The organism is Steroidobacter flavus (assembly GCF_042651805.1).
GTDB lineage: Bacteria > Pseudomonadota > Gammaproteobacteria > Steroidobacterales > Steroidobacteraceae > Steroidobacter > Steroidobacter flavus.
Genome location: NZ_JBHSDU010000015.1, coordinates 834719 through 848420, shown reverse-complemented (window position 1 = coordinate 848420; position 13702 = coordinate 834719). Strand labels below are relative to the sequence as shown.

The 13702-nt window shown below is 61.0% G+C and carries 11 protein-coding genes and 1 pseudogene; 6 read left to right on the top strand and 6 right to left on the bottom strand.

Annotated elements, in window-relative coordinates; genetic code table 11:
• Positions 1-95: 95 nt before the first annotated feature.
• A complete protein-coding gene (locus tag ACFPN2_RS31505) occupies positions 96-1040 on the bottom strand; it encodes a DUF808 domain-containing protein (protein ID WP_380604141.1) in 945 nt (314 codons plus the stop codon).
• Between the two features lie 241 nt (positions 1041-1281).
• Between ACFPN2_RS31505 and ACFPN2_RS31500 the strand changes: the two genes are divergently transcribed.
• From ACFPN2_RS31500 to ACFPN2_RS31485, 4 genes are all read left to right on the top strand, one after another.
• The gene (locus ACFPN2_RS31500; protein ID WP_380604139.1) at positions 1282-2700 is read left to right on the top strand and encodes a pectate lyase family protein; all 1419 of its coding nucleotides are present in this window, start codon (positions 1282-1284) and stop codon (positions 2698-2700) included.
• 192 nt (positions 2701-2892) lie between these two features.
• Positions 2893-3207, top strand: a complete 315-nt coding sequence (locus tag ACFPN2_RS31495; protein ID WP_380604137.1) for a hypothetical protein — start codon at positions 2893-2895, stop codon at positions 3205-3207.
• Positions 3204-4400, top strand: coding sequence for a hypothetical protein (locus ACFPN2_RS31490; RefSeq protein ID WP_380604135.1), 1197 nt, complete (start codon positions 3204-3206; stop codon positions 4398-4400). Before ACFPN2_RS31495 ends, ACFPN2_RS31490 begins: the two co-directional genes overlap by 4 nt.
• Positions 4401-4566: 166 nt before the next feature.
• Complete coding sequence (locus ACFPN2_RS31485; RefSeq protein ID WP_380604133.1) at positions 4567-5175, top strand: YfaZ family outer membrane protein; 609 nt, start codon at positions 4567-4569, stop codon at positions 5173-5175.
• On the opposite strand, the gene ACFPN2_RS31480 is transcribed toward ACFPN2_RS31485, so the two are convergent.
• From ACFPN2_RS31480 to ACFPN2_RS31465, 4 genes are all read right to left on the bottom strand, one after another.
• Positions 5172-6170, bottom strand: coding sequence for a diguanylate cyclase (locus ACFPN2_RS31480; RefSeq protein ID WP_380604131.1), 999 nt, complete (start codon positions 6168-6170; stop codon positions 5172-5174). The genes ACFPN2_RS31485 and ACFPN2_RS31480 overlap by 4 nt on opposite strands.
• Before the next feature lie 113 nt (positions 6171-6283).
• A complete protein-coding gene (locus ACFPN2_RS31475) occupies positions 6284-6481 on the bottom strand; it encodes a hypothetical protein (RefSeq protein WP_380604129.1) in 198 nt (65 codons plus the stop codon).
• Positions 6482-6571: 90 nt separating this feature from the next.
• Positions 6572-8608 (bottom strand): PQQ-dependent dehydrogenase, methanol/ethanol family, encoded by a 2037-nt coding sequence (locus tag ACFPN2_RS31470; protein WP_380604127.1) that lies wholly within the window; start codon positions 8606-8608, stop codon positions 6572-6574.
• A 32-nt stretch (positions 8609-8640) separates the two neighbouring features.
• Positions 8641-9498, bottom strand: coding sequence for a helix-turn-helix domain-containing protein (locus ACFPN2_RS31465; RefSeq protein WP_380604125.1), 858 nt, complete (start codon positions 9496-9498; stop codon positions 8641-8643).
• 165 nt (positions 9499-9663) lie between these two features.
• Here ACFPN2_RS31465 and ACFPN2_RS31460 point away from each other — a divergent pair.
• Positions 9664-10836: pseudogene (locus tag ACFPN2_RS31460) on the top strand (cytochrome P450); the annotation flags it as partial.
• Positions 10837-11247: 411 nt separating this feature from the next.
• On the opposite strand, the gene ACFPN2_RS31455 reads toward ACFPN2_RS31460, so the two are convergent.
• Positions 11248-12492, bottom strand: a complete 1245-nt coding sequence (locus ACFPN2_RS31455; RefSeq protein WP_380604123.1) for a cytochrome P450 — start codon at positions 12490-12492, stop codon at positions 11248-11250.
• A gap of 274 nt (positions 12493-12766) precedes the next feature.
• Here ACFPN2_RS31455 and ACFPN2_RS31450 point away from each other — a divergent pair, with 274 nt between their 5' ends.
• Positions 12767-13648, top strand: coding sequence for a LysR substrate-binding domain-containing protein (locus ACFPN2_RS31450; RefSeq protein WP_380604121.1), 882 nt, complete (start codon positions 12767-12769; stop codon positions 13646-13648).
• The last annotated feature ends 54 nt before the right edge of the window (positions 13649-13702 follow it).

The window sequence follows — 13702 nt, the reverse complement described above, 5'->3', positions numbered from 1 at the left end:
ATCCTCCTGTCCCGCACCGAGTCTACAAGCGGCGCGACGGCGGAAAATCCAACAAATAAGGCCGGCGATCTATGAGGGGAGGTTATATCGACCGCTCAGTGCTTGCGCCCTGGAATCAGATGCAGAATGCCGACGATCACACCGCCAATGAGCAGCCCGACGACCGCGGAGCCCGCTGCAAACGTCAGCCAAGCAGCGACCGCCCCGAGCACGGGAGCGTGATGAGCTTTCTCCGAAAGCGTCTCGATGAAATGAGGCACGGTGTCCAGATGGAAATGTTCGAGGCCGTGCACGAGGATGCCGCCGCCCACCCAGAGCATGGCAGCAGTGCCGACGACACTGAGTGTTTGCATGACATGAGGCATCGACTTCACGAGCCCCCGTCCGAATCCCCGAGTAACCGCCGAGCCGCGCTTTGCCAGATGCACGCCCACGTCGTCCATCTTCACGATCAAGCCGACGACGCCATACACGCCCGCCGTGAGCGCCAGACTCACGAGAACGAGTGCGCCGGCCTGGATGGCAAACGGTCGATCGGCGACGGTGGCGAGAGCGATCGCCATGATTTCGCCCGACAGGATCAGATCGGTGCGGATGGCACCGGCCACTTTCTGGGCTTCGATCTCGGCTGAGCTTTGGGCGAGCTGTTCGACCTGAGGCGTATCTTCCTGACCATCGGTGGCGTGCATCAGTGCTTCGAGGATTTTCTCCGTCGCCTCGAAACACAGGTACGCGCCGCCCACCATCAGAATCGGGGTCACCGCCCACGGGGCGAACGCGCTCAGTAACAGGGCGCCCGGCAACAGGAACAGGAATTTGTTTCGGAGCGAGCCGAGCGCGATCTTCCAGACGATGGGCAGTTCGCGCTCGGGCGTGAAGCCCATCGCGTAGCCCGGCGTCACGGCCGCGTCGTCGACCACGACACCAATCGCCTTCGACCCGGCTTTGCCGGCCGCCGCGGTTACGTCATCCAGAGACGCGGCCGCCAGCTTGGCGATTGCCGCAACGTCATCGAGTAGTGCTGCCAGTCCTGAGGCCATTGTTTAGCTTTTTCTTCGCCTTTGGTGATATCGGCGCGCGGCGATTGTAGCCGGTCTCCGACGAGTGTCCACATCCGCCTACACGCCACGCCTGCAGGGAAAGATCCCACATATCGACAGGGCATCTGTACCCGCGTTCAGGGCTTCTCCGATGTGATCGTATCAGGGGGACTTGTAACGTGCCCGCCATGAAAGTCCCCGGTCGGGGGCCGATCCAGACACACAACGAGGACCCCACTTGATGACCGAACAGTCGCCGATCGTTTCGAATCATCCTTCCGCGGCCCGTGCTGTGCGCTTCAGCCTGCTCGCCGCAGCCACTATCGCCTCCGGTGTTGCATCGTTCAACGCGGGCGCAGTTTCTGTCATCCCCGGTGCGAAGACCTCCGGTATCACCACGGAGGCCGGTCGCGGCGGCACTGTGTATCGGGTCACCAATCTCAACGCCGACGGCGCGGGCTCGCTGAAGTCGTGCGTCGATCAGAGTGGTCCGCGCGTGTGCGTGTTCGAAGTGTCCGGCACGATTCCGCTGACGGGCGACCTCCATCTGCGTAATCCAAACATCACGATCGCGGGTCAGACCGCGCCGTCACCCGGCATCACGCTGCGGGGAGCGGGTCTGCTGGTGTCGACGTCGAATGTGCTCGTTCAGCACATCCGCGTGCGTCCCGGCGACGATGCTGGCGGTGAGCCGGCCATCAATCGCGACGCTCTGAAAATCGAGGGCCCGGCCGGCCAGGCTGCGATCAGCAATATCGTGATCGATCATTGCACCTTCACCTGGTCCATCGACGAAGTGGCGAGCGCGTGGCAGAACTGGAACAACATCAGTCTGATCAACAACATTTTCGCCGAGCCGCTGCATCAGTCGATTCATCCCGAAGGCAACCATGGCTTCGGCATTCTGCTCGGGCCGGTGAACGGCAATGTGACCCTCGCGGGCAATCTGATCGCGAGCATGCAGTCGCGTCTGCCGATGACGGATGCCGCACGCGCGGCCATCGTCAACAACGTGATCTACAACTGGGGCAACACGGCCACGGATCTGCAAAGTCACGGTGGCGTGACACAGAGCTCCGTCGTGGGCAACGTATATCTGCGGGGCCCGGACACGGCCGGCAGCAATCCGCCGATCGGATTGCGTGCCGACGCGAGCACGCTGCGCTCCGGTGCGAAAGTGTTTCTTGCCGACAATCAGGCGGCGGAGTCGACCGCGAACGATGAATGGTCGGCCGCCGGCTCGATCTATGGCTCGCTGACGCTGGCGAACTTCAAATCCACTTCGCCAGTGGCGTGGCCGGCGGGCATGACGACGATGCCGACTTCGAACAACGTGGTGAAGAACTACGTGCTGAAGTTCTCTGGCGCTCGCCCGGCGGATCGCGACGCCGTCGACACCCGCATCGTCGAAGGTGTGCGTAACTCCACCAATCGGATCATCAATTGCGTCGCGCCCAATGGCACGACACGTTGTGACCGCAATGGCGGCGGCTATCCTTCGCTGGCGGAAAATCATCGCGCGCTGACGTTGCCTGCGGATCCGAACACGGTGACCGCGAGCGGTTACACCAACCTCGAAGTGTGGTTGCACGGCATGGCCGCTGAAGTCGAAGGCCGCTCGCCGCGAACGCCCGCGTCGCCGACGCTCGCCAACCGCTAAGCTTTTTTCCGATTGAATATTCGCCGTCTGCGTCCTGAAGGGAAGCAGGCGGCTTTTTTTGCCGGGATTTCCCGGCGCTGTTGGCTGAGGCTTCGCGCCGGCCTGTCATTCGAGTTCGTGAAAGGGTTCGTTTCGGGGACGGGGGAGTGATAGGCTGCGGTACGCTATAAAATAAAAGGGGAGGAGCGATCGATGGAAGTGGAAGAGGCACTGATCGAGCTCGAGAAAAAACTGGGGATCGAGGCCCCGCTCGGGGCGGATACCCTCCCGCCGCCACGGCGCTTTGCAGCGGTCCTGATTGCGCTCCGGGACAAGATCTGTCCGGCCTACGAGAAAATACGGGCGAGCATCAAGAGCGACGAAGCCGATCTGGTGATACAAATCGCCAATCTCATCGTCGCCGCATTCGATCTGGCGACCGGCGCGGCGATGACCATCGCACGGACCATTGCGCTCATCGGTATGAAACGGTTCTGCGCAACCCCCACCGCAGTCGTACAGGTATGACGCAGGGGCCGGAGTTCCTTGCGGAGCAGGCCCGGGTCGATGCCTGGATCGCGGCGGACCTGGAAGCGGCGATGGGCGAGTCCGAGTACGGGCGTGCCTTGCACGAGGGTTGGAAACAGGGCTCAATCGACTTCGGTAAGTTCCTCGCCGCCGCCTACCGACGTATCTTTAAACGAAAAACCGCATACAACCGCGCACTGGTCGATTCGCTGGTCGGCGGCGAGGCGGGGTCATACTACAAGGCCCTGCTGATGCAGGCGCTGCTGCTCAGCCAGACTGCGGATCGAACCAGTCGTGGCCAGGCGCATGAGAAAGTGCGCATCACTTTCCTACCGTCGAACTCGCGCTACGCGGCCATCTATGAGCCGCATGTAGCGAAAGGCTGGCTGGTGATTGGAGTCGACTGGGGTGTGCTCTGCGCGGTGATGACGGTTGCCTCGGTCGTCTCTCATTGCCTCCAGGGCAGAATGACCGAGGACCGGGCCGTAGAGTGGCGGCTCACGCCAGCGAGCGCGATCGAGCATTTCGATCGTCATCCGGAATTGAAACAAATGTGGGTCGAAGGGCTGACGCCGGCGATCGTGCCGTCGCTGCCTCCGAAGCCGCCCATGTTCAGCGATGAACCGCATCAAGCCGCCTTCGGTACGATGCTCCTGCAGGGCATGATCTTCGGGTTGGTAGCCCACGAATATGGTCACGCAATTCGGAGTCATCTGAGCGACGAGCGACGCCATACGCCGCTGCGCTCGCAGCTCGAGCACGAAGCCGACGGGATGTCCATCATGTTGGCCATGCTCGATCCTTGGAAAGCGCTGGCCTCGGCGCCGGACGAGTTCGATCCCCAGCAACGGACCTTGACCGTCGCCGGCTGCTTTCTGATGCAATCGGTCCTGAAGTGGCTGCAAGTCGGCGACCGTATGGCGAGCGACCTGACGGGCAGGGAACTACGCGCCTCGACTCATCCGGATCCAATGATCCGCATGAGCGCCATGAAGAAGATATTCGACATGGTCGCGCCTGCAAATACAGTACAGCGGCGTGAAGTCGATACGTATGCCTTGTTCCTTTTCGATACGCTCGATGCGATTTGGAACAAAAGTGTCGATGCGCTGTTCACCCATCTCAGTCAGCAGGAAGCGCTTCGCGTGCGAGCTGTAGAGTCGGTGCCGAATGCCGACTTGAGATTTCTATAGCCGAAGCGTCGGCGTTGCATTGCAGCTCCGTCCGGAGCCCGGGCAGTGTGAGTTGTCTTTCTACTTATAACTTCCAGCAAGTCATTGTGTCGTGGGGCAGGCGCGGAACCTTTCTATTTCATGCTCATTGGCTATGCATCCGGCTCGTCATGAGATGGGGAAGAAGATGCGTAATAACAAGCTCGCGATCATCCTGCTCATGGGGGTGGCCGGCAGTGCGGCGGCTCAGACCAGCGACAAGCCAGGCGATATTCCTTCCACCAACAGTCATGAGATCGACGTGGCGTTGAGCAATGACACGCTGCAGCTGAAGTACATTGGCAGCGGCAACAAGGTGGGCGTCAGCAACAGTCGTTTCTCCGGAGCGTTCTTCCTGAGTGAGAATCGAGACATCGTGCTGAGCGCGGGGCTGGTGTTCCCGGTGGATTTCAACTTCGGGCGGCTCAGCGTGTTGATCGGGCCGCAGGCCTACGCGGCGCTGTTGAACGAGGAGAACAACGATGTGATGGCGTTGAGCCTGGGCGCGGAATTGCGCTTTGTCCTCGACAAGGACCTCGATTTCGCAATCGCCGGCTGGGGATACTATGCGCCCGATATTCTGACGTTCGGATCCGCGGACAAGCTCACCGATCTGGGCGTACAGGCGGAGATTCCGTTGTCGAAGCAGATGAAGGGATTTGCGGGCTTTCGCTGGTTCGAGTTCGACCTGACGCAAGGCCAGGGCAAGAACAAGCTGCAGGACGAGCTTTACGTCGGCCTCGGCTATCGTTTCTAGCCCGACACCTCGAGCAACGTGCGAGGCTCCGCGGTTGGAGTGGACGTGACCCGATTCCGTCCGAGCCGTTTGCTTTCATACAAAGCGCGATCGGCTTCGTCGAGCACATCCAGCGTCGTTTGAGGCTCCGCGCTGACCCGATTCAGTAAGCTGCCGACGCCAATACTGATGGTGATGTTCAGCGTCCCCGCCGCGGTTGCAATCGGGGAGCGCTCGATAGCGGCACGCAAACGCTCGGCGACGATGGCCGCGTCTTCGCGACTCGTGTGAGGAAGAATGGCTGCGAACTCCTCGCCGCCGATGCGCGCGATCACATCGTATTCACGAGGCAGATTCTCTCTCAGTGTGGCGGCGAGACTGCGCAGGACTTCGTCGCCGACCTGGTGTCCGTATTGATCGTTCACTTGCTTGAAGTGATCCGCGTCGATCAGCAACACCGAGATCGGCTCCGCGAACCGACGTGCGCGCTTGAATTCAGCGTTGAGTCGTCGATCGAAGGTCCGGCGATTGGGCAGACCTGTCAGAGAGTCGGACGCGGCCTGGCGGGCTTTGCTTTCCAACGTGCGTCGTAAGCGTTGCTCGAGTGTGACAATCCGTTCCGCCACTCGCAGGCGTGCGTGCAATTCAGCGGGCGGCGAGCCCTTGTGTAAATAGTCGTCGGCGCCCGCGTCCAACGCTTCTATCACGCCGTCCGCCTGATCGTGGCCGGTCATGACGATGATGTAGACGTAGCCGGGCCACTTGCCGTGCCGGAGCTTTCGACACAGCGACAGGCCGCCCATGCCGGGCATCTGCACGTCGGTGATCACAATGGGACAGTACGATTTGCGCATTTCCTCGAGCGCGGACTCGGCGCTCGAGCAGGAGCGGGTCTGGAACCCTTGCTCCAGCGTGTAAATGTTGACGAGTTCCTGAATGGCTTCGTCGTCGTCGACGATCAGAATCGTCGGGCGCGACGCTGAGTTGAGCAGGGCAGTGGAGTCGGTCGGCTTCATTCGTGCGGCTTCGTCTTCTCGAGGTCGAAGAACGATTATCGTCCGCAGCGGATGTCAATGCCATGAACCGCAGTGTCTGTATACGCTGACAGGGAAAAACTACAGCGCTCAGGTCAAGCCGAGCCGGATCTCCTCAGGTCGCGCAGGAAGGCTGAGTCGACCGCGGATTGTGGCGAGCGGCCTTCATCGAAGAACGACCGCCACGAATCCCAGTCGATATCGCCGTCCGTCACATCCGGCAGCACTTCGCCGAAATCGAATCGAATGATCGCCACCACACTGGCGCGCCACTGAGGCCATGAGTATTGCATCGAGGTTCACGAGCATCGCAGGGGAAAGCCCCGTGAACCAATCTACCCAGGCCGGGTCATGCGGTCAGTCGTCCGGCGGTTATGGGACGGTTATTTCGACTGCGAGGCGCGCACCCGTAAGTAATATCTAATCATCTCCAGATACTCATCGGGAATGGGGGCGGGCGGCATGCCGTTGAGTTTGAGCGTGCCTTCCTTGACAACGGCCTTGAACGCGTTCGCATCGACGATCATGGGCGAATAACGCAGGTCCGGAGCAGCGCCGCCGCCGATGGCGTTCATGCCGTGGCAAACGAGGCAGCCGCTGCTGGCGTAGGCCATCGCACCTTGCATGGTGAGGTTGGCATCGACTTTGAGATCGGCATCCGCCGGCGGCACGAGCGGCGGCATTTCGTACTTGGGTAGAACGTCAGTGCCGTCGATCGCGAATGTGAGTACGTGACGAGGCAGGCGATAGTCGGTGCGATACGCCGCGTTGCCGGTCGCGAGAATGCCGCCACCTTGCGAGCCGCTGCCCGTGAGCACCGTTACATACTGTTTGCCATTCGCTCGATAGGAGATCGGCGTGGCCACCACGGGGGCGACGGTCTTGAACGACCACACCTGCTTGCCTGTTTTCGCCTCGTAGGCGACGAGCTGTCCGTCGATGCGTCCTTGCAGGACCAGATCACCCGCCGTTGCCAACACACCGCCGGGCCAGTCGCCGGGCAACTCGTGCGACCACGCTTCCTTCTGCGTCACCGGATCCCACGCGCGTAGAAAACTGCGACGGCTGCCGGGCAACTCGGGATCGACAATGATAGTCGCGCCCATCGCGGCGAGCAGACTGGTGTCGCCCGGAATCGGCGGACCGATCATCGCGCCGATATCCGCGACCGGAATGTAGACGAGGCCCGTCTTGGGACTGAACGCTTGCGGCAACCAGCTGTGTGCGCCTTGCGGGCCAGGCCAGAGCTCGAACATCTCTGGGTGATTTTGATAACGAATGCGCGGGTTCTCGATGGGGCGACCGTTTGCGTCGATCTTCTCCGCCCACGTGACTTTCGCGATCTTCTCGGCGGAGATGAATTGACCCGTCACCGCATCGATCACATAGAAGAATCCATTCTTCGGCGCCTGCATGAGCACCTTGCGAGGCTTGCCATCGATCGGCAGCGTCGCGAGCGTCATGTCCTGTACAGCGGTGCAATCCCACTGCTCGGCGGGGCAGACCTGATAGTGCCACACGTACTCGCCCGTATCGGCTTTGACAGCAACAATAGAGGCGAGGAACAAATTGTCACCGCCACCGGGGCTGCGCATCTGCTGGTTGTAAGGGAAACCGTTGCCGACGCCGATATAAAGAAGATCGAGATCGGCGTCGTAACTGAAGGCATTCCACGCCGTGCCGCCGCCGCCTTTGCCGAACCAGTCGCCCTTCCAAGTGGGGCGCATGACTTCTTCGGCTTTGTTCGCGGCAGGCTTCGACGGATCGTCCGGCACGGTGTAGAAGCGCCAAAGTTGTTTGCCAGTGTCCGCGTCGTACGCCGTGACATAGCCACGAATCGAGCTCACGTCCGCGCCGCCATGGCCCACGATGACTTTGCCGTCGAACACGCGCGGTGGGCCGTTGTTATATCGAAGCTCCGACAGCTCAAACTGGCGCTGCTCCCACGCGGGTTTGCCGCTCGCCGCATCGAGCGCGATGACTCGCCCATCCGTGGTCGCGATGAACACGCGATGATTCCAGTAGGACAAGCCTTTGTTGCCCCAGCCCATGTGCAGCGGGGACATCGCGATCTCGCGCACCTTGGGATCGAACTCCCAGATCAATTTTCCGTCGGTGGCGTTGAGCGCGCGAATGCGAGAGTGCCCGCTCGTTACGAACAACTTGCCCTCGGCGGCCACCGGCGTCGACACGGAAAATCCAGGCTCCAGGTCGAAGTGCCATGCCAGCTTCAGCTTGTCGATGTTGGTCTGGTTGATCTCATCGAGCGGGCTGTAGTGTTGTTCGTTGCCGTCGTTGCCGAAGTTCGGCCAGTCGCCGGATACGCTCTGCTGCCGATCTTTCGGCTGACACGCTGCTAACAATAGAACCAACACAAAGGTGCAGGCGTGCGCTCCGGTCCGGAGCATTCGATCCGTCATTGCAAACTCCCCTGATGAATCGGGCGTTGTCGTTAGAGCCGCGCCACTCGGGTCGGGCGAGTGACTTGCCGGAAGTGGCCCGGAGTCACGCCGGTGACCGTGCGAAACGCCACTGAGAAATTCGATGCCGCGCTGAAGCCGAGTCGTGCCGCGATTTCCTTCAGCGGCAGCTCGGTCTCGGTCAGGTACGACTGCGCCTTGGCGATCTGCGCCGCGCGCAAGTACTGGCCGATGGATTGTTTGGTTTGTTCTCGGAACAGCTTGGAGAAGTAACGTTCGCTGAAACCGCAGGCCTCCGCGAGCTCCGCGACGCTCGGTGCCTGGTGATTCAGGCGATGCAGGTAGTCATCGATGATGCGGAAGTGACGCGGCGTCAGTCGGCCACGATCCTGTTCCTGATCGTCCGCCAGCAACGCATGCGCGCATTCCAGCAGCACCGATTGTCCCAGCGACTCCACCAGTGCTTTGCTGATGAATCCCGGCGAGATTGCTTCCGCCATGAGGCGGCTCATCATCGCCGGCAGCAAAGCGCTCGGGACATTCATGCATCCTTGCGGCTGCGATTGCGACAGCTCGATCAAGCTGCCGACGATGTTGTCTAAATGCGAGCGCTCGTAATAACAGGACACCAGTCGCACCTTGCCGGGCTTGCGAGTGCGACCGAAGACTGGAGTATCCGGCGGTGTGAAGACCACGCGGCCGAGTTGCTGGAAGCTGCGACGATGGCTGCCGAAGTAACTCGCTTCGATGTGACTGTTGCCGCCGGTCAACACCAGCGTGATCGCCGGACGATCGACCGACATCTTGGTCTCGGACGCGCGCTTCCAGGAGAACTCGCTGACCTGCACTTCGATGCTGGGCGTCTTGAGGCGGGCGATCGGGTTCAACATGGATCCGTTGTAATGACAGGGTAGCTTCCACACAAGCGTCCGGACCGGAAATCATAATAACCGGCCTACCTCATAACGCCATCGCGAATAGCCTATGTCTGGTGATGTATGCGCGGCTGGCGCCTGCGGTAAAGACAAATCGAACCGGAAGTGATAGGGGCTCGGATGGCTGTTTATTACGATCCATATGATCCGGACATCGTCAGAACGCCGTATCCCGTTTACAAGCGGCTGCGGGACGAGGCGCCGCTGTACTACAACGAGAAGTACGACTTCTACGCGGTGAGCCTCTATCGGGACGTGCGCAAGGGATTGCTGGACCATCGCACGTTTATTTCCAGTCGCGGCGGCATTCTGGAGCTGATCCAACAGAACGTTCCCATGCCGCCCGGCACCTTCATCTTCGAAGATCCGCCCCGGCACACCATGTATCGGCAGACCGTGCAGCGGCTGTTCATGCCGCGTCGGATGAACGGGCTCGAGCCGTTAGTGCGGCAACTGACCGTCAAAGTGCTCGAGCCGCTGCTGGAGCGCGACGAGTTCGATTTCATCGCCGACATCGGCCGACAACTGCCGATGCGAGTCATCGGCATGCTGCTCGGGATTCCGGAAGAAGACCTGCAAGAGGTGCGCGAGATCACCGATTCCAAGATGCGCACCGAGCAAGGCAAGCCGCTGAACTATGAGGGCGGCCTGCATATGGAGCAGAGTTTTGGCGAGTACATCGACTGGCGCGCCAAGCATCCCGGCGACGATGTGCTCACCGAACTGCTCAATGTCGAGTTCACGGACGACGTTGGCGTCAAGCGCAAGCTCACACGAGAAGAGCTCATCACGTTCTTCAACGTGCTGGCCGGCGCGGGCAATGAAACTACCAACCGGCTGATCGGCTGGACCGCGAAGACGTTGGCTGAGTATCCGGATCAGCGGCGTGAATTGGTCAAAGATCCGTCGTTGATTCCGGACGCCATCGAAGAGGTGCTGCGTTTGGAGCCGCCGGGGCCGCATGTGGGGCGATACGTCGCAAGCGACGCCGAGTTTCAGGGCAAGACCGTGCCGGCGGGCAACGCCATCCTGTTCCTCGTCGGCTCGGCCAATCACGACGAGCGCGAGTTTCCGGATCCGGATCGATTCGATTTACACCGCAGCCGGTCGGCGCATGTCACGTTCGGCTATGGCATTCATACCTGCATCGGCAACGTGCTGGCCCGACTGGAAGGCCGCGTCGTTTATGAAGAATTGCTCAAACGCATTCCGGAATGGGACATCGCTATCGATCACGCCAGCTTGCTGCCTACATCGACGGTGCGCGGTTGGGATACGTTGCCTGCGTACGTCAATGCGCGGGGCGCAAGCAAGATCAAAGCGAGAGCGACGACGGCAAGCAAAGAAACTGTCGCTGCGCCACCGGCGTCAGTCGCGGGCAAGTGGACTCTCACCGTGAAAGGTCCGACGGGTGCGATGGACAGCATCCTCACGCTCGAATCCGCCAACGGGACGTTGAGTGGCACGCAGTCGGGCGAGGGCGTCACGACCCAGATCCAACAGATTTCCTACGACAGCGCCACCGGGAACATCGTCTGGAGCAATCAAATCACCAAGCCCATGAAGCTGACCTTGCAGTTCACCGGCACCGTGCAGAACGACAGCATGACTGGCAAGGTGAAGGCGGGGTTCATGGGCTCGTATCCGTTCACCGCTAAGCGGTCTCCAGCGGCACCTGGATCGCATTGAAGGCGCAGCAATACCTCAGTCCCAGCGGATGGGTAACGAGTCGATCGCGATGATGTTGCCGGCGTGGAATTTCACCGGCCGATCGGGATCGAGTCGGAATGTCGGCAGCTTCGCCAACACCTGCGTATAGAGAACCTGCAATTCGACCCGAGCCAGGTGTGCACCGAGGCAGCGATGCGGCCCGGCACCGAACGCGATGTGCACCTTGTTCTCGCGTTGAATATCGAACTTCTCCGGCTCTGGAAATTCCTTGGGATCCAGATCCGCACCGGGCAGATAGATGGCGATCCACTCATCTTTCTTCAGAGGGTAGCCAGCCAATTCGACATCCTTGGCGATCCGACGCATCGGAATCGTGAAGGTGTAACGACGCAGCAGTTCTTCGGCGGCCTCGGGAATCATGCTCGGATTGGCGCGCAGTTGCTCCTGTAACGCGTGATCCTGCGCCAGATGGCGAATGCCAAAGCTGATGCCGTTGATCACGGTGTCCAGGCCTGCGATGAACAGCAAAGTGCAATAGTCCTGCATCAGCTCGATGGTCATCGGCTTGTCGTCGATCCGCGTCCGCCACAGCAGGCTGATGATGTCGTCCTTCGGATCGGTCTCGCGCGCTTTGATCACGTCGATCATCGCATCGGCGACCATACATTGGCGACGTACCTGTTCCTCGGGCGCGCTGCCGCGAGGTGCCAGGAATTCGTGCACCAGATGACGAAAATGAGCCGAGCGATCCAAAGGCAGTCCCATCATCTTCAAGAACACGTGCACGGGCAGAGGCTCGGCGATCGACGCCAGGAAGTCACAATGACCCTGGTCCTTCACCGCATCGATCAACGAGTCGGCGAGCGCGCGAATTTCTTCCCGCTTGCTGACGGCCGACTTGGGAGAGAACGTCGCTTGCAGCGGGCCGCGATACTTGCCGTGCTCCGGCGGATCCAGCGTGATCGGCACCTGTTGTGGAATGTGCCGCCCGATCTTCGCTTCCAGCGCCGCGAATCTCGACATGCCCGACGCATCGAAGGGAGAGCTGGAGAATGTTTCGGGATCGCGCGACACCGTGAATACCGCCGCGTGTCCGATGGCCGCCCAGTGGCCGCCGTTGTGAGGGGTCCAGAGCACGCCATTGGGTGCTCGATTCAACAGATCGCGAACGCGCTCATGCGGATCGCGTAACAGCTCCGAGTCCTTGAACATATCGAAATCGCAGACGGCTGCGTCGGGCACGTGGTCGGGCTTGGCGACCGGATGGATGCCTCTCATATCGCACTCCTTGGCGGGCGGATCAAACGTCGTTGGGAACGCTGGCTCGGCCCATTCCAGTCCCGGGAGTGCGCCGGGTCAATGATCGCAGGCGACAGCAGGTTTCATCCGAGTCGTCCGGCTCGTCGACAGGCGGTGCCGGCCGACGTTGCTGGAACGTCACGATTGTGGCTAGATCCGCGATGACTTGCGCCAGGAAGTCCATGGCTCATTGAACCGGCGCGGGCGCTTTCGCTCAAGCAACATTGCTGATCGGCTGCCATAATCTCAGCTTATGCCAACCTCGGTCCGACTGCCGTCGCTTCATACATTGCACGTTTTCGAAACGACGGCGCGGCGCCTCAGTTTCACGCGTGCGGCGGATGAGTTGCATCTCACACAAGCGGCGGTGAGCCGGCAAATCCGGCAGCTCGAGGAAGCGCTCGATCAGCCGCTGTTCGTTCGTTTGCACCGGCGGGTCGAGCTGACGCCGGTGGGAGAGCGCCTGGCCGCCGATTTGTCGCAAAGTTTCATGCAGATCGCACGTTCGGTCGCGCAGGCGCGGGGTGAAACTCGCGAGCGCTTGCGGCTCAGCGTCGAACCCGCTTTCGCCGCGCGTTGGCTGCTGCCGCGTCTGCCTCGTTTCGTCGCGAGCGAACCGCAAGTCGATGTAGAAGTGGATTCGACCGAGATCATGCGGGAGCTGGGCAGCGAGACCGACATGGCGATTCGTTACATCGAAGGCCCGCGACGCAGCCCACAGCGCAGCGCCATCCTGATCGCGGAGGTTGCGATGTATCCGGTGCTGGCGCCTTCGCTGATGCGTCCCGGTCAGGCGCTGCGAAAGCCCGAGGATCTGCTGCAATTTCCGCTGTTGCATGAGGATGAGGACCGCTCCTGGCAAGCCTGGTTTCGGGCAGCGGGTTTGCCTGGCATCTCGATTCCGCGTCGAATGCGATTCAACGATGTCGCGCTGGTCCTGCAGGCGGCTGCGAATGGCCACGGAATTGCGTTGGGCGACGACCTGTTGGCAGCGGATGACTTGAAGGCGGGAAGGCTGATCCGGCCATTCGACATGAGCGCGCCCTGCGGCACGTATTGGCTGCTCGGCGGGGCATCGCGATCGCGGGCGAGGCGGATGTTTCGAGATTGGTTGGTGGAACAACTGGCGTTGTGATCAGGGCACGCCAACATTTGCAATCGACAGACGGCGGCGCGACCGGTAACGTGA

Bases quoted from the DNA above. Each gene is read 5' to 3' on its own strand.
- ACFPN2_RS31505 (WP_380604141.1), bottom strand. From the start codon at position 1,040: ATGGCCTCAGGACTGGCAGCACTACTCGATGACGTTGCGGCAATCGCC.
- ACFPN2_RS31500 (WP_380604139.1), top strand. From the start codon at position 1,282: ATGACCGAACAGTCGCCGATCGTTTCGAATCATCCTTCCGCGGCCCGT.
- ACFPN2_RS31495 (WP_380604137.1), top strand. From the start codon at position 2,893: ATGGAAGTGGAAGAGGCACTGATCGAGCTCGAGAAAAAACTGGGGATC.
- ACFPN2_RS31490 (WP_380604135.1), top strand. From the start codon at position 3,204: ATGACGCAGGGGCCGGAGTTCCTTGCGGAGCAGGCCCGGGTCGATGCC.
- ACFPN2_RS31485 (WP_380604133.1), top strand. From the start codon at position 4,567: ATGCGTAATAACAAGCTCGCGATCATCCTGCTCATGGGGGTGGCCGGC.
- ACFPN2_RS31480 (WP_380604131.1), bottom strand. From the start codon at position 6,170: ATGAAGCCGACCGACTCCACTGCCCTGCTCAACTCAGCGTCGCGCCCG.
- ACFPN2_RS31475 (WP_380604129.1), bottom strand. From the start codon at position 6,481: ATGCAATACTCATGGCCTCAGTGGCGCGCCAGTGTGGTGGCGATCATT.
- ACFPN2_RS31470 (WP_380604127.1), bottom strand. From the start codon at position 8,608: ATGACGGATCGAATGCTCCGGACCGGAGCGCACGCCTGCACCTTTGTG.
- ACFPN2_RS31465 (WP_380604125.1), bottom strand. From the start codon at position 9,498: ATGTTGAACCCGATCGCCCGCCTCAAGACGCCCAGCATCGAAGTGCAG.
- ACFPN2_RS31455 (WP_380604123.1), bottom strand. From the start codon at position 12,492: ATGAGAGGCATCCATCCGGTCGCCAAGCCCGACCACGTGCCCGACGCA.
- ACFPN2_RS31450 (WP_380604121.1), top strand. From the start codon at position 12,767: ATGCCAACCTCGGTCCGACTGCCGTCGCTTCATACATTGCACGTTTTC.